This is a genomic window from Natrinema gelatinilyticum, from assembly GCF_024266705.1.
Lineage (GTDB): Archaea > Halobacteriota > Halobacteria > Halobacteriales > Natrialbaceae > Natrinema > Natrinema gelatinilyticum.
In genome coordinates this window covers 3191489-3208561 of sequence record NZ_CP100756.1, presented here as the reverse complement: position 1 = coordinate 3208561, position 17073 = coordinate 3191489, and the positions used below count along the sequence as shown (strand labels likewise).

The following is a 17073-nucleotide window of genomic DNA, read 5'->3' as shown; positions in this document are numbered from 1 at the left end:
GGAATAGCGACAGAATGCCCGGTAACTGCAACACACGAAGCTGCAAAAACACGAACTGCATCGTCGAGCAGATTCGGCCAGCGCCCCGTTCGAATTCGGGGTTCGAGTTACGGTTCCACAGCGAGTTCCGTCTCGAGGTCAGATCCGTTCACCACAGAGCGGACGAAATTGATCGTGTCCGTGGTCTCAACCGTGTTTTCGAGCAGAACGGTCTCACTCGGGAACAGTCGTTCGCCGAGCAGGAGGCCGTGATCCCGTGCGGTCGACCCGGTGACGGTCAGATAGACACCGAGTCCCGCGTCTGCTATCTCTGCTTCCTCTTCGCGGCCCGCCTCGGGATAGCGGAATTCGACTCCGTCGAGGGTCCGCGTCCCGAGTACCGCCTGAACGAGACGTTCGTACCGCGGCTCGATACAAAGCGGGCCCTCGTACTCTGCGAGGAAATCCCGGTCGAGTGATCCCGCCGCGGGGACGACTTCGGGCGTAGCCAACAGCGTGTGATAGACCGTGTCTGCGAGTCCGGTGACGACCTGCACGTCAGTGTCCGACGGGTTGATTCGAGCGTTCACGTCGGCCATCCGTTGGAGCGGTTCCGGCCGTAACTCGACGACCTCCTCGAGAACGAGATCGGCGCTGTCGAATCCGAGCGCGAATTCGTGGGTTCGAAGGGCGCGAAAGGGCTCCTCACGCCCCACGAGCTGAATTTCGGTGTCGTCGGGCGCACCCTCGACGTCGGTGAGCGGGATCGTGACGCTATCGAAGACAATTCGGCGCGGTTTTCCGGCGCGATCGTCCCGTAACAAGGTAAACTCGGGAGCGGTCGGATCGTCGACGGTACTGTATTCTGCGAGACGATGATAGATGTCGGTTTCGTCGGCATCGATCGTCCCCTTCGTGAGCGCCTTTTCGTGACGAAGGATCGACGTGACGTCGTCCGCTAATTCCGGGACGTCGAGTCGATTCGCGAGCCGGTCGAGAACCGACTCGAGCGGCCGGCCCTTGCGTGGAACAGCGATCGGTATCGTCTCGCCCATCGACCGGTCCTCGACCGGCGACGGATAAACGAGTTGTGTTTCGGGATAGACGTACGCTGAAACCAAAACCGAACCCTGTCCGCGTCGGCTGGAAGCGCGTGACAGCGCTATTCGGAGAACATCGACCCGAGCTGCTCGCGCCACGTATGGATCTCGGTCACGTCGGATCTGACGTCGTCGAGGTCACTCTCTACCGATTCGAGATCGGCGGCGACAGATTTGACCTCGTCGTCGACGGCCTCGATGTTGTCTGCGAGTTCGTCGACGGTCCCCTCGACGGCGTCGACGTCGTCCGTTACGGCCCCCAGGTCAGCTTCGAGATCAGTGTTCCAGTCGCTGAGATCGACGATATCGGCCTCGACGTCGTCGACCCGGGTGTTCATCTCCTCGAGTCTGTCGTCCATGGACGAGAAGTCGGCTTCGAGCGAGTCGAATTCGGTCTGCAGTTCGTCGATGAGCTGTGCGCCGGTGCCATTTTCTTCGAGGAACGTCTCGAGTGCGTCCGTATAGGCGGCGACCTCCTCGATGCGAGACTGAAGATGGTCGATCTTCGCGATGTGGCCCCCCGACGGCTCGGGGTCGAGTTCTGTATCGAGCGCTGTCTGAATAACATCGAGATCCTCCTCGTCGACTGATTCCTCACGGATCTCGGTCGCGAGACGCGCCGCGATCGAACCGGAAACTTCGGGCTTGACGCTGGAGGTCGGTTCCTTGGTTCGTTCCGCCCGTTCGGTCGTTTCGGCCTGCCCCGACTTGAGGTCGGGCTCTCCAACCGGCCCCGTATCGATATCCGGCTCTCCGACTGGCTTCGGGTCGAGGTCGGATTCTACGGACGGCGCATCGTCTCCACCGACGCTGGGTTTTGAATCGTCGTGTCCGAGATCGATTGTGATCCCGGAATCGTCCGACGAGTCGGCTGGGGTCCCCTCGCCAGCGCCTCCTCCGATATCGGTTTCCATGGACGGCGCATCGTCTTCATCGACGCCGGTTTCTGAATCGTCGAGTCCGAGATCGATTGTAATTCCGGAATCGCCCGACGAGTCGGTTGTGGTCCCCTCGTCAACGCTCCCTCCGATATCGAGATCGACGCCGAGTCGGTCGGTTGCATTGTCAGCGCCCGTGTCGATCGCAGGTGATTCGGTCTCCGGCCCCGGGATTTCTTCTTCTTCGAACCCGAGATCGATGTCCGGCGGTTCATCCCCCTCGTCCTCGAGGTCGTCCGCATCGACGTCGATCGGGTCTGGATCGATACCGCTGAGATCGAGATCGAGGCCGACCGAGTCCTCCGGTGTCTCGTCGATCGACCCAATGCCTCCGCCAAGGTCGACCTCCGCGTCGAGTCCTCTCGGTTCTGGTTCCTCGAGACCTGGCATTGACTCAGTCTCCCCGCTGATCATATCTTTGACGGCCTGACTACGGTCCTCAGCGACGATGTTGCCGAGAAGGTCGTCGTCGAGTTCCTCGGCATCCGACCGCTCGATATCGTCGTCGCCGCTGCGTTCGACGACGGTCGGTTCGGAGAGAAATTCTGCGCCTCGTCTTTCGTCCTGGAGTTGAATCCCGTAGACCGTTACGAGGCGTTCGTTTGGCTCGAGCGTCGCGGTGAACTCGACGTGATTGTCCTGAAAAGCCGTCCAGTCGTCGCTGTGATAGTCCGGGTGGAATCCGACTCGATCCATCGGAAACGATGACGGAACGTCTTCCGAAAGCTGAAACGTAACCGGTTCCTCGCGATTCGATTCGATCTCGAACCGGATCGCTGGGACGGGAAATTCGTTCGCTGTAAACGATTTCCGGACGGATATCCCGTCTGTGCTGATCTCGATCACGTCGTCAGTGTCGGCGGTGCTACTCATATGAGACCAACGTTACCATACCATTACTATAAATTGTGCGGACGGACTCATATCGATAGAACGACAGGATTAGAGATCGACGCGGTCGCCGATCTCGACGATTTCGAGTCGGCGCGGATGCTCGAAACTGCGCGCGTGATGGTGCAGCGCCGTCGGATCTGCGGTGAGGCCCTTCCACATATCCCAGTGGCTCGGCAGGAGTCGCTCACACTCGAGGGCGCCAGCACACTCGATGACCTGATTTTCGTCGTTGTACCAGCGGGTTCGGGTCGGCTCGCGAGTCTGCTTGTCGGGAATCTGGCCGACGGTTCCGAAGGCGAGCGCCGCGAGATCGATATCGAACTCGTCTCCGATACGAGCGAACCCGTCGGTCGGTTTGGTATCCCCGCCATGGAAGAACGTGCCCGCATCGTGTTCTATCACGTAGCTCACCGGGTGCGTCGCGTCGGGATCGTACGCGTCCTCGACGTGGATCGTGAACTCGCCGATCTCGAGCGTCTCCCCCTCGGCTATTTCGGTCAATTGGTCGTCCCTGACGTCCCACTCGGCCGTCCAGTTCTCGTCTTCACGAGCGACTGTGATGCTATCGTCAGGAGCGTACAGGGATGCACCCGTATTCGCGAGGATAGGCGCTTGGCTCGGTCCGTGAACGTGGTCGGTGTGTTCGTGCGTCGCGAGGACGGCGTCGGCCTCGGTGACGTCGTTCGGATCGAACGGCACCGGAATCATGCGAACCGTCCGCGGCGGATCACCGAGGCCGAGGTACGGATCGATGTAGATCGTCGTCCCCTCGGTTCCCTTGCAAATGAACCCGTTGCAACCGAGATACCAGATCGCGACCCCATCCGGTGTCGCGTCTGCGACGTCACGGACGAGCCAATCGCTCCAGTCGCTTTCGATCATACCCGAAGATGCGAAGAGCTACCCGGTAAGTGTTATCGTATTCGGTGACGGAACGAGCGGAGAACCACGGCAGCGTACGTGGTCGGAGGGAGCGCTGCAGCGAGTGGACGGCGTCGAACGCGCGGCAGATCGAAATCACTCGACACGAACGAGGGGATGGCCCTCGTAAGAGACACGTCCGTCCTCGCTATCGTAGCCGACGAGGGTGGCTTCGTCCAAAAGCGGGAGGTGAACGTGAACGAGCGACGCGTGAACATCGTCGACGTGCCGTTTCGAAACCTCGCGCTCGGTCTTTCCCGCCTCGCGGGCCGCGACGTCGCGAGCGAGCGTTTCCGTGGCGATCGGATGATACTGGGCGGTAAGTACAGACAGGACCGTCCGTCGACGTTCGTCGGCGAGTGCGTGGAATACCGCGTCGCGACCGTCCTGCTCGTCACCCGCACCGATCGACACCGGACGGTCGAATCGGGTATCGTCGAACGTCCAGTGATCGGTTGTTACGACCGCCCCGTCCTCGGTTTCCTCGAGTAATCCCGCGTCCTTCAGCGGTGGTAACAGTCGATGGTGGAGATCGACGAGCGTGCGCTGGTGATCGTCGTCAGAGACGGATACGAGCGTGTTATCCGTTGTTACCGCTGCGAGTCGGAACGCAAGATCGTTTTTCCCGATTCCCTCCGGCGATCTCTCGGAGACGATGCGGACGACGACCCGTCGACGGGCATTAGCGAGGGCACCAAAGAATTCGTCGCGAGCGTCGGTTCGGGGTCCGCTCGTAGCTGAGTTACTCATCGACTACTGATCGGCGACTAGTGTGCAAAAGAACTGCTCCAAACTGATTTGGAATCAAAAGCTCATTACCGATATTTAGACAAAATAGTCTGGTAATCCAGATATTTCTGTATGAGAATAACATTCTTTCTCCGAGACCAATACAGGCATATTATTTGTAGAGCTCGAAACCGATTGGTGGCGGTCGGTGCCGAAAGCCAGAAGGGATCGATCGCCCCCGATCGAAACTCAGTGGCAGGCGGCAGTGACTCGCACGTCGGACCACTGTACGAGCAGTAGAGGAGAATGTCCCGGGCCGCGACCCCGAGGCAATTCACCAGGTACCGTGGAACGTATCGAACGAGAGGCTATCGAGCGGTTCGTCGCCGACTGCGATCCGGTACTCGCCGGGGGTGAGCATCGGCTTGTGGAATTGCGGCCCGTCGTCGGTCGTGATCCGTGGACAGCCGGTATTGACGAACGCGTCCATGTCGAAATTCCGCAAGCGATCCGGCGTGACTTCGTCCATCGTAATCAGATAGGCGTTCTCGTTATCGTCGAGAATCTGTTCGGCGGTCTCCCAGCGGCCCTGGCCGATCTTGGTACAAAAGATGACCCCCCACTTCTCCGCGTCCATCGCGCGGTGTATCGCCCCGTATCGCTGCTTCATGAATTTCTCCGTGTCAGCGACGGTAACGACGTTGTTGACCGGATCTGCAATGACGACGTGTTTCTCGGGGTGTTCCATCGCGAGCCCGAGTGGATGGAACTTCCCTCCGCCGACGTAGAGTACCTGGTCTGCCGGTACGTCCGCGCTCGCGTAGTTACAGCCGAGCACCTGTCCTTCGTGGGTCAGCCGATCGTCCCCGCGGCGACTGTGAACGTCGTAGCCGTGTCCCGCCAGAAATTCGCGCATTTCTTCGTAACGGTTCATGTGTTGGGCAGTGGTGACGAGGCCGACCCCTTCCGTTTCCTCCGGGGGCTCGAGGGTGTCGAGAGCCTCTTCCATGATCGGCGTGACGTCGACGTTCGAGAACAGGGGGACATAGATTACTTTGTCCGTGTCCTTCATCGGCGAGTGACCGAAGTGGACGAACACGTCGGTGCGTTTCATCAGGTACGTGTCGAGATCGCAGGCGCCGTAGCAGGGCTGGCCCGAGAGCATGAACGTCACGTCGTCGTCGGCCAGTTCACGAAGGTCGTCCGCAACGGCCGGCCCACGACGTTTCAATCCCTCGGGGAACTGCAATCCGACCTTCGTCGCGTCTCGCTCCTCGATTGCGTCTACGATCTCCTCGAGTTCGTAGTCCCACTCGCGATCGTGTTTGAGACGCATACCGGTATTCCTGAGGTCGCCCTCACTGTACTCCGACTCCTGGCTCATTGCCTCTCCTTACGGCCACGAACGTATAACGGCGGCGCTTCTCGAACCGAGCTCACGAGAGTCGCTCGTCCCGCTAAGACGGGGTATTCCTGCCGAAGTCACACGTCATAAACGCAGCCCGGAAGTCGTCCCTATCGAACGTCCGGACCAGTTCGTCCAGCTCGGTGAACAGGTCTGCGAGTCGTCGCCGGATGTCCGCGTACTCCTCGTCCGCCTCGGGTTCGAACCCGGAGTCCGTACGCGCCTCGAGCGCCCCGCATTCGACCGCCAGTGTCGCGCACTCGGCGACCAGGTCGTCGTATCGGGCGCGGCGCAGCAGGTGATCGACCGTCTCGAGCAGGGATTTCTTCGACACCGGTTTGACGAGGGCGTCCGCCGTGAATCGGTAGCGTTCGGTACCGGGTTCCGTGTATTGGAGGATCGCCATCGCGTGAGCTGCGTTTCGTTCGATCTCGCTTGCAACGACGGTTCCAGACGCCGTTTTGAGATCTCGGTCGACCAGTGTCGCATCTACGTCCCCAAGGATTGCGAGCGCGTCGTCGCCGTCGGTCGTCGTTTCGACCCGGTAGTCGCCCGCGAGCCACGATCGCAGTCGGGTAACGACCTCGGAATCGCTATCTGCCACGAGGACGGCGTTCGTATCACCAGACATAATTTGCGATGGTAGCACCTGGACGCCCATCACATATCAAATTATGGAATGATGTTCCGGTGAACTACTCCGCCCTCCCGCGCTCGGGCCTCCCCGGCCCTCGCTTGGTGCGGACGGAGCGTCCTGTTTCTGTGTCGGAACGTGCAGGAACAGATCCCACAGCGTCCACAAGACGCGGAGCGTCTCGTGCGGCCCGGCAGAACGCCGTTGACGTTCTGCGGACGGTTCCAGACTCCGCAGGCGACTTCCCTTGACAGGTGGTTCGGAGTGTCCCACTCCCACCGGTTGGACACTCGACCACAACCGACGATGCACGCTTGTTGTCGCGTTTGAACACCGCCGGAAGCGTGGTGAGCATCTTATTACCACCTTCAACCGAAGGGATAATAAGGGTGCTGATTCACACGAAAACAAGACGTGCGGGCGCTGTCTCCCCTCCCTGCTCGCTTCGCTCGCTGAGGATAGCGCGGGACCGTCGGTCCCGCTGACCATGCGAACGGCGCCGCCGTGAGCAGAAGGGGGCTTAGCGCCCTCAATTACAGCTAACTGGGCGTTCGGAACGGTGGGATCGACAATCGCGAGGAAGCGTCCGCGTTCGAGTGGGCCGGCCGCGTCCTGATCGGAAGGCAGAACCGTCGGTCCTCAGTGTGGCGGGGACCAACAATTGGTCGGACGCCGGGTTCGTTTCTCGACCTAACAGTCATAATACTGGAGTATAAACAAAGGGCTAATGCCAGCGGAACAGGCCTCAGACGGCTATCTTTTCGACCTCTATCATCGATACATCGGAAAGCCGGCGGACCGAGCCGACGTCTATGCTGGACTCGGTCTGTTCCTCAGCGGAATCGGGCTGGCAGTGATCGGACTCGTGTTCTTTCTCTGGGGCACCACGTTCGAGGCGCGATCCCCAGGATACTTTGCGTGGGTCGGTCCCGCATACGCACTGGCGATGTCAGCACCCCTCGTGACGATGTTCGGAATCGTCACGCTCCTTCCATCGGAACGGCGAGTGCTGTACACGTCGATGGGTGGCGTTACAATCACGATCGCTGCTATCGTCGGGTTCCTCGTCGTGTATCCGAAGGACTGGAACGGCTACGGAAACGATTATACCGTCGAAGTCATCGTGCCGTACACAGTTGGCCTCGCCTTCGTCACCGCATCGACGAGTGCGGCGCTGATCGCAGACTATCTGACCACGACACAGCAAGCCAACGTCATCACGACGGGAACCACCGGCGCCGATTGGGACGAGTCCGAAATTTCCGACGCGCAAATCCAACGGGACATCGACGACGCGATGGAAGACGTCGAACTCTCCAGGGGAGGCGTCGAAAAAACCGAACACAGGCGGCTGCGTTTCTCGAACGACGATTTCGACGACGTCACCGTCGACACTGACGCGGGCACCACGACTACCCGATCGTCCGGCGTCGACGCGCAGGTCGCGAGCCTCAACGGACTGAAAGGCGGCGAAACGAAGACGATTACCTCGAGTGCAACGGTCGACGATCAGACTGCGAAGTTGAAGGCGCTTCGCAAACAAAAGCGGGCCGAAGAGTTGGCAACTGCTGACGACGACGGTAGCATCGCTACGGTTACCAAACCGGTTTCGATCCTGATCGAACAGTTCCGCGACCTGGCAAAAAGAAATTAAAGGGCGTCGTTCGAAAGTAATTATGTCTTCGTTCGTAGTATCAGTTATTGAATTACGCACATAGATTTATAATCCGATGGTTTCCTTACCACTGCATGGCCAAAGGCCTAGACGTTGGAACGATGAATATCCTGTCAGCACAGCAGGATGGGAACGATACGGTTTTCGTGCAACAGCGTAACTCCTTCGTAGAGATTGAGTATTCGGACATGGCCGAGCAGATGCTCTCGCGAAGCGAAGTACTTCACATTCGAAAGGACGACAAAGTGTACGTCGTCGGTGACGACGCGCTCAATTTCGCAAACATCTTCACCAAGGAGACGCGCCGACCGATGAAACACGGGATCCTCTCGAACGACGAACAGAGCGCGATCCCGATGATGAAACTCATCATCGAGCAAGTCGTCGGCGAACCCGCCTATCCCAACGAAAAGATCTACTTTTCGACACCCGCAGACCCGATCGACTCCGAACTCTCGACGCTGTATCACCAGAAAACGATCGAGTCCTTCCTCGACGACATGGGATACGATGCAGAACCCATCAACGAAGGGATGTCGGTCGTCTACTCGGAACTCGCAGATAACAACTTTACCGGCCTCGGAATCTCGTTCGGTGCCGGTATGACGAACGTCTGTTTGGCCTACTACGCTGTCCCCGTCATGAAGTTCTCCGTCGCACGCGGTGGCGACTGGGTCGACGAGCAAGCCGCACGTGCGACCGGCACGCCCGTCGATAAAGTCACCTCCATCAAGGAAGACGATTTCGAACTCGACTTCACGACCGATGTCGGCGGTGTCGAAGGAGCGCTGTCGATTTACTACGAAAACCTACTCGACTACGTTATCGAAAACATCGTCACAGAAGTTGACGAGGAAGACGTCGAAGAAGGACTCGACGTTCCTGTCGTCGTTACCGGAGGGACCTCGAGTCCCGACGGGTTCGAGGCACTGTTCCGCGACCACCTGGAGGAGGCGAACATCCCGTTCTCGATCAATGGCGTCACGCACGCGAACGAACCGCTGTACAGTGTCGCACGGGGCGGCCTCGTCGCCGCCCGTTCCGACGAGGACGTCGATCACGATCCGGCGGGCGACGAAGCGGAAGCGGCGGCTGCAAACGAGTGACGTACTCCGGCGGCTAGAATCGTGGGTTTTACGCCTGATATACGATAAGACGCTGATTTGTGGTCTTTCTTCTGACGAACGGTCACGTCAAAACGGGATAACTCGACCAGGATAAGCGAGTCAGGGTTCGTAGAATCGATTGAACGCGTCTCGCCAGGATTCTGACGTCTCCCGCCGGGGCTGGTGCTCGACTGGGACGTCGGCGAACCCGCAGTGCGGACACGTGAGCGTCGACACCTCTCCTAGCGAGAGTTCTTCCATAGCAGCCCCACACCGTGGACACTCGTCCATACCTCTCCCTTTCTCAGGATCTCCTTAACTCTATTCGAACAGCTCATTCAGCAATGATTTCTGTGTGCGGTCGAACTCGAGAGACCCTTTACGCTCGGGGCCTGAACAACCGGCTATGTCGGGCCCGACACGGCGAACGCTCGCTCGTCGCCTCGAGTCGGTCGAGGATTTTACTGAGCCGTCGGCTCGTCTGGAGCAGTATCTGACGCCGTCCGAGCTCGCGTCCCATCTCTGTCACCTGGCGCAGTTACACGGGGACCTCGGCGCGCAGGTCGTCGATCTCGGCACCGGAACGGGAATGCTCGCGATCGGAGCGTCCCTCGCCGGAGCCGACCGTGTCGTCGGGATCGACGTCGATGTCGGAGCACTCAAAGTGGCCCGTCGAAACGTCCGAGCGGTTGCGGCGGACGGCGTCGACGAACGTCGGATCGAGTGGGTGCGCGGTGACGTCGCCCGACATCCGTTCTCGGTCACCCACGCGACGGTCCTGTCGAACCCACCCTTTGGCGCACAGCGCGGGAACCGACACGCCGACCGTCGCTTCCTCGAGACGGCGGCCGAGATCGGAGCTGTCTCCTATACGATCCATAACGAAGGGAGCCAGACGTTCGTCGAGTCGTTCGCCGACGACGAGGACGGGACGGTGACCCACGCATTCCGCGCAGCGTTCCCGATTCCGAAGCGATTCGCGTTTCACACGACCGCGGAGGAAACGCTCGAGGCAGAGGTTTTCCGAATCGAGTGGGGCGAGCGGGCGTAGCGGCGGGACGCCCGCTCGCCCGGAGTACTCGAGTTTGCCCGAGTCCCACCGTATCCGCACCTGCCCAATCGAATCAGTTCGAGCCCTGTCGGTCGGCGTGACCGCTGGTTGTTTCTCTCGTGTACGTACATCGCGTGAGGGTCTCGTCAGCTGTTTCGCACGCTGAGGGAACGTGTGAGCACCGTGATCCTCCCAGATCAGGGACGTGAACTCGACCGTCATCGAACGACGGCACCACCGCAGGGGTGCCAGCGGTCAGTATCCGTCGTTATCCGTCGTACGTCTCCTCGCTCGCGACCGCAACTCGCGTCCCGTCGGCGGTCGCATAAACCGTCTCGTTCTGGCGTTCGAAGACGAGTCCGCCGACGCTCGTCGACTCGTTTTCGTCCGGAAACGGTGCCGTCGAATCGGGGCCGATCCCACTCGAGTCGACCGCGAGGACGAACTCGCCGTCCTCGGAGCCGACGGTCACGTTCCTCCCTGCGACCCGGACCTCGGCACGCGAATCGTTGGATTCGTACGCGAGTCTGCGATCCGCGCCGTCCTCCCACAGCCAGACCTGATAGACCGTTTCGTTACCGACTGGCTCCCACCCGGTGCGCTCGACGTGTACCGCCTCTCGCCATCCAGCGCCCCCGACGTAGACCGTCTCCTCGCCGGTAAACGCCAGCCGCTGGGTGCTAACCGCCTCGAGCCACACCGCACGCTGTTCGCTCGCGACGATGACGCCGCTGGACTCGAAGGCTTCGTCGCTTTCGAAGGCCTCGATGCCGATGCCACTGACGAGGCCGTTCGGGACTCCCTCGACGTATTCAACCGTGTAATCTTCGATCTGCACGGCGGCGTCCGAGGACGCAGTCGCATCCTCTACGACGAGGAAGTTGGGTGGGATGGCCATCCCGACGAGGATTGCGAGGACGCTGACGACTGCCAGAAACGCGACCCCTTGACCGCGCAGGATAGATCGCAGTGACGACTCGCGGCCACGCTGTCGGGCCCCCTCCACGATCGCTTTAATACGGTCGTTCCTGGCCCCGATGGCGCCATCACCGTCGCCCGCCCCTACCAACTCGAGCGGGCGACGGACGGACGGTCGTGCGTCGTCGCCCGCTCGTCCGATCGAGAGACTCCGCCCCGGGAACAGTCGTTCGAGCCGGGACGGAACAAGGGATTGCTCCGGTCCGATTATCGCGAGGGTGACGACGAGCGCGAGGATCGAGACGATTGCGACGCCGGGGCCCTGAAAGAGGACGAAAGAGTTGTTGGCACCGTACCAGTAGATTGCCCACAGCCCCTTCGAAAAACCGAAGAGAAGGACGGCGAGCCAGAGCCGGAAGGGGTCGGGACGGGTGTCCCAACGTTTGAGGAGGACGATCCCGAGAACGAAGCCGAGAAAGAGCCCGAGGGCGTGGGCCTGGATCGCGATTCCTGCCCACCAGGGTGCCGTGGGTGGACTCGGTTCGACGGTGTAGATTCGAATCGGCTCCTTGAGCGCGTAATAGAGCCGTTGTACGACGCCCTGAACCCCTAACGTGGCGACGATCGTCACGATCGGATAGTGAACGATGGCGAATCCAGCGAGCGCGAAGACGACCCCGGAGAAGCCGATCACGGGACCGAGCGCGAACAGACTCGTCAGCAGTCCCACGCCGATGACGGCGAGCGGAAACAACGCGAACGCTCGGACTCGGGGATCGGCCCGCCACGAGGCCGCTTGGTACCGATCGCGGCCGTCGGGATAGTGCCCCCAAGCATATTCGGCGATCGGCGCGACGACGACGGTCCCGGCCATGTTTCCGAGGAGGTGACCGGGTCCGGCGTGGGAAAACGGGGCCGTGACCATTCCAAGCGGATAAAAATACGACCACATCCGGAAGGGAATCGTCACGGGGTCGTCGAAGTCTTCGAGCCCGCTCTGGACGAACAGATAGACGCAGAGCACGAAAACGATCACCACGATTGACCCCCACGGAACACCGTAGACGAATCGGTCCGCCGCTCGATCGCGCCAGTTCCGTTCGGGATCGTGGATCCGGCCGACGATCGCGATCGACCCCGCTACCGTCGCGGCAACGGCGACCGCCAGCAAGACCGGAAGCAAGCGCATAGTCCGTGGTTCGAACGGACGCGTATAGTGATTTGCCTTCATCGAACGGCGCTCGAGTCGCACACGCGCGGTGAATCGGTGAAGCCAGAACCGCGCGGTGAGACGGTGAGGTCGGACCCGTGGAATCGCGACGCGTTCGAACCGCGTCGGCGCGGACAGACTCGGTCGGTCGACGAGTGTCTGCTTCGAAAGGTACAAGCAGTCGACGGACGGACTGGTTGACATGGAACTGCGGGTCACCGAGAGCACCGAGGACGAACTCTCCATTGAGATTGCCGGCGAGGATCACACGTTCATGAACGTTCTCAAAGGCGCCTTGCTCGAACACGATGACGTCAGCGCAGCGACCTACGACGTCAATCCGGAACAATCGGGCGGCCAGACCGAACCGATCCTGACGGTCAAAACCGAGGGGGGCGCCGACCCGCTCGAGTGCCTCGAAGAGGCGGCCGTAACGGTCCGCGAAAAGGCACGGTCGTTTCGGGACGCGTTCGAGGCAGCGGCCTGAGCCGTCAGCAAGCGTCTCTCGATTTCCCACCTCTCTCTCTTCGTCTCGTACTGCGCTCCTCGCACGCTTCGTGAGGGTATTCCGTCTCGCTCTCTCGAACGTCAGCCAGACGCGCAGGCGAATAGCAGTCAGCACACTGCGTAGAAGACGTAAATATCACCGTTCGGTGCGACGTGGATGTCGATCCCCTCGGCGTCGTACCCCGATCGGACCGCCTCTTCGAATCGCGATGAGAGGAGCGCGTCGGCAACGTCCGTTGCGAACGCTCCTCCATCGTCGTACGAGTTGATCGATATCTCGGAGGTGACCAGCGGCGCACCGACCGGCGTTACGTCACCGCAGGAATGATCGAACTCGTCGGGGCTAACGCCGTTCGGCTCCGCATTGTCGAATTCGACCGCGACGAGCCCTCGGTTCTGATACTCCGCATAGGCGGCGAGTCCATCGTTGAACCGACGCCGCTCCTCAGGGAGACGTTCGGACTCGAGTCTCTCGTGAACCTCGCGTTCCGTCGCCTCGAGGTCGATCCCGGCAGCCTCAGCGCCCTGACCGGGTGCGTCGGGTGGTGTCGGAGGGCCGATCCCCGGCAGCAACGACGGCGAAGCGATACCCGTCGCAAACAGTGCGATCAGCAGCGCGATACCAGCGAGAATCGGGAGGTAGGGCATGGCAACGTCGAGCCAGCCCGGCGCGGTGAGGTCCCGTTCGAGGCCGTCGTAGGTCTGTTCTCCCTTTTCGAGGTCCGGACTGCCACAGCGCGAACACGGCGGGCTGTTCCGCACGTGTTGGCGGCCGCAGTTCGAACAGACCCAGACGTACTCCGGGCCGGTATCGACGGTTCCAGTCGGCGCCGAATCCGGAGACTGACCGCTCTCGGCCCCCTCATCCACACGGACGGTCGCTCGCTCGAACGTGGTGTGCCCGCAGGCAGTACAGGGTGAATCGTTTTGTGCGTGCAGTTTGCCACACCGCGTACACCGCCACTTCACTGAGAGAAGTCGAGGACCACGACGGTATAAACGTACGGAACGCGGAACAGCGATGGACCGTCCGGACAGATTTGTCGGATGTCGGACAGAGACTTGTGGGTGGTGAGGTGACCGGGCCCGCCCCGCCGTCAACGTCGAACTGGAACGCCGTGATCGTCGAGATAGGCTTTGGTTTCTTCGATCGAGTACTCGTCGAAGTGGAATATCGAAGCGGCCAGCCCGGCGTCGGCACCGGCCTCGGTGAACACGTCGTACATGTCCGCTGGACTGCCACAGCCCGAAGATGCGATGACCGGCGTGTTGACGGTCTCGCAGACGGCCGAGGTCAGCGGCAGGTCGTAGCCGTCTTTCGTCCCGTCTTTGTCGATCGAGTTGACGAACAACTCTCCTGCGCCGCGAGATTCAGCCTCGACAGCCCATTCCACGACGTCGATCCCGGTCCCCTCGCGACCGCCTTTCTTCGTACATTCGAACCAGCAGGATTCGCCGTCGATTTCGACGTAGTGTTCGCCATCCTCGTCGAACCGCCGTCTGGCGTCGACGCTGATAACGATACACTGACTGCCGAACGCCCTGGCGCCTTGGTTTACCAGTTCCGGTCGCTCGAGTGCCCCGGTCGTAATCGAGACCTTGTCGGCCCCGGCCCGGAGCGTTTCTCTGATGTCCTCGGTCGTCCGGATGCCACCGCCGACGGTCAGCGGGATGAAGACTTCGTCGGCAACGCGCTCGACGACGTCGAGCATCGTCTCGCGACCGTCCGCGGACGCGGTGATGTCGAGGAAAACGAACTCGTCAGCACCTGCGCGATTGTACGCGCGCGCCATCTCGACCGGATCGCCGGTGTATTTGAGATCCTCGAAGTTGACGCCGGTATAGACGGCAGGGTTCCCGTCGTCGTCCAGATCCACGTCGATACACGGGATGACTCGTTTGGTCAGTACCATGTCGTTCGTATCGGGTGATTCGAGCCGAGGGTAGTAAAGGAATCTGGATCGCTCGAACCGGTGACGACAGACGATGCCCGTGACGCGAGCACGGAGGTTCGAGCGGACCGTCAGCCCCGTGTGGGTGCGTTTAAGTAACCGAGTCGTGAACGGGCGAGTATGGCTGACGACACCGAGCCACCCGTACAAGCGGATTCAGGAGCCGACGTCGGGCACGACCTCAATGCTGAACGCACGACGGCCCCGATGAGCGAGTACTCGTCGCGTGACGTGCTAATCGGCGGAGCCGTCGCTGTGATCGGTGCAGTAATCGCGTTCGGAATCCCGCTTGCGTCCGTCGGCGTATAAGTTAGAAGACGTATTCGTCGTCGTGGCCCATCATCCCATCGTCTTCGAGGCCAGTCCCGCCGGTGCCCGCTTCGTCGTCGTCCATCGGTCCGCTGGTCTTGTAGGCTTTGATCCCCGTCGATAGGAGGTCCTCGATTGCCTCCTCACGGTTGACGAATTCGCCGCGTTCGACCATCTGGGCGATTTGCATCTCGAGGTGTTCCGGTATGGTGATCTCTACTTTCGGCATCTGATTCGGCTTTCGGCGAGGGGGTATTTAGGTTTGACGGGGACTCGACAGCAATGGAGAGCATGTCATAGAATTATTCCCACGGTATTGATTTCACCCCGGCCTTCAACGGATTAGCTGTTAGATACGTGTGTGAACGTAACCATTGCCGTGGGACAGACGATACCTGATACTACCTTCGGTTAGGAGGCGAATTCTCCTGGTTCGAGGTCGGTGATGGCTGGGAAGGTTCGGAGGGCCGGAACTCCAACCCAGTAGATTGCTGCTGTCGCGAAGCCGATGCTGGCGGCGAATAGGACGGAGACTGCCCCGAATGCGTCGCCACCGACGCCACCGGCGAGCATGCCAAACAACCCAGCGACCCCCACGAAGGTCCCGGTCACCGCCGATACACGTCCCACCATCTCATCGGGGACTCCAACCTGCAGGGCTGACATTGCGAGAACATTATATACACCAATCGGGACATACGCCAATGCGAAGAAGGCCACAGCGAGTGGCACCCAGGAAACCACGACGGCAGCGGTCCAACTGAGCGCAGCGAGCACGAATCCCAGAATAACCATGCGGCCAGTCGGGAATGTATCGATGAGTCCAGCGAGCAACGTCCCGGTTAATGTGCCGACCGCGAAGGCCGCCAAGAAGAAGCCATACGTTCCGGGGCCACCAACCGATGCCGCGAAGGCCGGGAGGACCGCCATCGCCCCACTCGAGAACAAGGTAAGTCCGGCGACGGCTACGACCATATGACCGAGCACCGACTCACGAAGCAGGGTCACGCCCGCCCGTAACTGCGCGACGTATTCAGACCGTGTGGGGAGCGAATTCTCAGCGGTTTCGTCACCCGGGATTGTGATGGTAGCGAACGTCACGGCGGCGGCCGCGAAGGTTATCGCGTCGACGAGGAAGAGAGCGACCGCACCGATGGCGGCAATTGCCGCCCCTGCAACCGCCCGGGTGATGGCTTGCACGCTTTGGGTCGAGAACTGGATGGTCGAATTGGCGGACACCATGTTCTCCTGGTCGATGACCCGTGGCAGGGTTGCGCTTTGGGCGGGGCCGGCGAATTGTCCAACAAACGCGACAACCGGGAGCACGGCAAGCACGACGGACACTTGGAGCTTCCCGAATGCAGCCGCGAGTGGGACCGCGAGGATACTGATTCCCTGTACCAGCTCAGAGAGCACGAGGATAATACGGAGCGGCCACCGGTCAACGAGGGGGCCAGTAAAGGCTCGGAAGAACCGTGGCGCTCGGATCAGTGCGCCGGCGAGCCCAGTATACGTGGATGAGCCAGTGAGCATGTAGACGAGCCAGAGCGCCGCAACGAGATAGAGTGTGTCGCCAGCCACACTAACGATGTGCCCACTGAATAACCGGCGAAACAACCGATTACGAAACAACACTCGCCTCGACTCGAAAGAGAGGTTCACCCAGCTGTCACCGACCGGGGCTGACGGGGAAGCGAGTGATAAACGTTCCTCGAAACATGAAATCACAGCCTGATAGGACCATC

Annotated in this window: 17 protein-coding genes; 5 read left to right on the top strand and 12 right to left on the bottom strand. The window is 60.7% G+C overall.

What is annotated here, in order from left to right:
• Positions 1 to 107: 107 nt before the first annotated feature.
• The 6 genes from NJU76_RS15705 to NJU76_RS15680 form a co-directional block, all read right to left on the bottom strand.
• The gene (locus NJU76_RS15705; RefSeq protein WP_254532481.1) at positions 108 to 1034 is read right to left on the bottom strand and encodes a phosphoribosyltransferase HisG-related protein; all 927 of its coding nucleotides are present in this window, start codon (positions 1032 to 1034) and stop codon (positions 108 to 110) included.
• 107 nt (positions 1035 to 1141) lie between these two features.
• Complete coding sequence (locus NJU76_RS15700) at positions 1142 to 2890, bottom strand: AAA family ATPase (protein WP_254530307.1); 1749 nt, start codon at positions 2888 to 2890, stop codon at positions 1142 to 1144.
• Positions 2891 to 2959: 69 nt separating this feature from the next.
• Entirely contained in the window at positions 2960 to 3793 is an 834-nt protein-coding gene (locus NJU76_RS15695) for an MBL fold metallo-hydrolase (RefSeq protein WP_254530306.1), read from the bottom strand.
• A 135-nt stretch (positions 3794 to 3928) separates the two neighbouring features.
• Complete coding sequence (locus NJU76_RS15690) at positions 3929 to 4582, bottom strand: DUF7344 domain-containing protein (protein WP_254530305.1); 654 nt, start codon at positions 4580 to 4582, stop codon at positions 3929 to 3931.
• A gap of 313 nt (positions 4583 to 4895) precedes the next feature.
• Positions 4896 to 5945, bottom strand: a complete 1050-nt coding sequence (gene dph2, locus NJU76_RS15685; RefSeq protein WP_254530304.1) for a diphthamide biosynthesis enzyme Dph2 — start codon at positions 5943 to 5945, stop codon at positions 4896 to 4898.
• A 73-nt stretch (positions 5946 to 6018) separates the two neighbouring features.
• Entirely contained in the window at positions 6019 to 6570 is a 552-nt protein-coding gene (locus NJU76_RS15680) for a HalX domain-containing protein (RefSeq protein ID WP_254530303.1), read from the bottom strand.
• A gap of 757 nt (positions 6571 to 7327) precedes the next feature.
• Here NJU76_RS15680 and NJU76_RS15675 point away from each other — a divergent pair.
• Together NJU76_RS15675 and NJU76_RS15670 are read left to right on the top strand one after the other, a co-directional pair.
• Positions 7328 to 8254: an alkaline shock response membrane anchor protein AmaP gene (locus tag NJU76_RS15675; protein ID WP_254530302.1), complete on the top strand. Its 927-nt coding sequence runs from the start codon at positions 7328 to 7330 to the stop codon at positions 8252 to 8254.
• Between the two features lie 95 nt (positions 8255 to 8349).
• Positions 8350 to 9381 carry a disk-shape morphogenesis protein volactin gene (locus tag NJU76_RS15670; RefSeq protein WP_254530301.1) on the top strand — a complete coding sequence of 344 codons (1032 nt, stop codon included), beginning with the start codon at positions 8350 to 8352 and terminating at the stop codon, positions 9379 to 9381.
• A gap of 120 nt (positions 9382 to 9501) precedes the next feature.
• On the opposite strand, the gene NJU76_RS15665 is transcribed toward NJU76_RS15670, so the two are convergent.
• Positions 9502 to 9672, bottom strand: coding sequence for a zf-TFIIB domain-containing protein (locus tag NJU76_RS15665; RefSeq protein WP_254530300.1), 171 nt, complete (start codon positions 9670 to 9672; stop codon positions 9502 to 9504).
• Between the two features lie 115 nt (positions 9673 to 9787).
• Here NJU76_RS15665 and NJU76_RS15660 point away from each other — a divergent pair, with 115 nt between their 5' ends.
• Complete coding sequence (locus NJU76_RS15660; RefSeq protein WP_254530299.1) at positions 9788 to 10432, top strand: METTL5 family protein; 645 nt, start codon at positions 9788 to 9790, stop codon at positions 10430 to 10432.
• Positions 10433 to 10700: 268 nt separating this feature from the next.
• On the opposite strand, the gene NJU76_RS15655 is transcribed toward NJU76_RS15660, so the two are convergent.
• Positions 10701 to 12539 (bottom strand): rhomboid family intramembrane serine protease, encoded by a 1839-nt coding sequence (locus NJU76_RS15655; protein ID WP_254530298.1) that lies wholly within the window; start codon positions 12537 to 12539, stop codon positions 10701 to 10703.
• Between the two features lie 223 nt (positions 12540 to 12762).
• Between NJU76_RS15655 and NJU76_RS15650 the strand changes: the two genes are divergently transcribed.
• Positions 12763 to 13047 (top strand): DNA-directed RNA polymerase subunit L, encoded by a 285-nt coding sequence (locus NJU76_RS15650; protein WP_254530297.1) that lies wholly within the window; start codon positions 12763 to 12765, stop codon positions 13045 to 13047.
• Positions 13048 to 13175: 128 nt separating this feature from the next.
• Here NJU76_RS15650 and NJU76_RS15645 read toward each other — a convergent pair whose 3' ends face one another.
• On the bottom strand, positions 13176 to 14036 hold the full coding sequence (locus tag NJU76_RS15645) for a zinc-ribbon domain-containing protein (protein ID WP_254530296.1): 861 nt from the start codon (positions 14034 to 14036) through the stop codon (positions 13176 to 13178).
• A 128-nt stretch (positions 14037 to 14164) separates the two neighbouring features.
• Positions 14165 to 14980, bottom strand: a complete 816-nt coding sequence (gene hisF / locus NJU76_RS15640; RefSeq protein ID WP_254530295.1) for an imidazole glycerol phosphate synthase subunit HisF — start codon at positions 14978 to 14980, stop codon at positions 14165 to 14167.
• A gap of 159 nt (positions 14981 to 15139) precedes the next feature.
• Between hisF and NJU76_RS15635 the strand changes: the two genes are divergently transcribed.
• On the top strand, positions 15140 to 15328 hold the full coding sequence (locus NJU76_RS15635) for a DUF7550 family protein (protein WP_254530294.1): 189 nt from the start codon (positions 15140 to 15142) through the stop codon (positions 15326 to 15328).
• A gap of 1 nt (position 15329) precedes the next feature.
• Here the strand turns inward: NJU76_RS15635 and NJU76_RS15630 are convergent, their stop codons facing one another.
• Both NJU76_RS15630 and NJU76_RS15625 read right to left on the bottom strand, forming a co-directional pair.
• Positions 15330 to 15557: a ribbon-helix-helix domain-containing protein gene (locus tag NJU76_RS15630; RefSeq protein WP_254530293.1), complete on the bottom strand. Its 228-nt coding sequence runs from the start codon at positions 15555 to 15557 to the stop codon at positions 15330 to 15332.
• Between the two features lie 182 nt (positions 15558 to 15739).
• On the bottom strand, positions 15740 to 16963 hold the full coding sequence (locus NJU76_RS15625) for an MFS transporter (protein ID WP_256566661.1): 1224 nt from the start codon (positions 16961 to 16963) through the stop codon (positions 15740 to 15742).
• Positions 16964 to 17073 lie beyond the last annotated feature (110 nt).

Coding starts and splice junctions, on each gene's coding strand:
- NJU76_RS15665 (WP_254530300.1), bottom strand. CDS start 9,672: ATGGACGAGTGTCCACGGTGTGGGGCTGCTATGGAAGAACTCTCGCTA.
- NJU76_RS15700 (WP_254530307.1), bottom strand. CDS start 2,890: ATGAGTAGCACCGCCGACACTGACGACGTGATCGAGATCAGCACAGAC.
- NJU76_RS15675 (WP_254530302.1), top strand. CDS start 7,328: ATGCCAGCGGAACAGGCCTCAGACGGCTATCTTTTCGACCTCTATCAT.
- NJU76_RS15705 (WP_254532481.1), bottom strand. CDS start 1,034: ATGGGCGAGACGATACCGATCGCTGTTCCACGCAAGGGCCGGCCGCTC.
- NJU76_RS15655 (WP_254530298.1), bottom strand. CDS start 12,539: ATGCGCTTGCTTCCGGTCTTGCTGGCGGTCGCCGTTGCCGCGACGGTA.
- hisF (WP_254530295.1), bottom strand. CDS start 14,980: ATGGTACTGACCAAACGAGTCATCCCGTGTATCGACGTGGATCTGGAC.
- NJU76_RS15635 (WP_254530294.1), top strand. CDS start 15,140: ATGGCTGACGACACCGAGCCACCCGTACAAGCGGATTCAGGAGCCGAC.
- NJU76_RS15695 (WP_254530306.1), bottom strand. CDS start 3,793: ATGATCGAAAGCGACTGGAGCGATTGGCTCGTCCGTGACGTCGCAGAC.
- NJU76_RS15660 (WP_254530299.1), top strand. CDS start 9,788: ATGTCGGGCCCGACACGGCGAACGCTCGCTCGTCGCCTCGAGTCGGTC.
- NJU76_RS15630 (WP_254530293.1), bottom strand. CDS start 15,557: ATGCCGAAAGTAGAGATCACCATACCGGAACACCTCGAGATGCAAATC.
- NJU76_RS15670 (WP_254530301.1), top strand. CDS start 8,350: ATGGCCAAAGGCCTAGACGTTGGAACGATGAATATCCTGTCAGCACAG.
- NJU76_RS15690 (WP_254530305.1), bottom strand. CDS start 4,582: ATGAGTAACTCAGCTACGAGCGGACCCCGAACCGACGCTCGCGACGAA.
- dph2 (WP_254530304.1), bottom strand. CDS start 5,945: ATGAGCCAGGAGTCGGAGTACAGTGAGGGCGACCTCAGGAATACCGGT.
- NJU76_RS15650 (WP_254530297.1), top strand. CDS start 12,763: ATGGAACTGCGGGTCACCGAGAGCACCGAGGACGAACTCTCCATTGAG.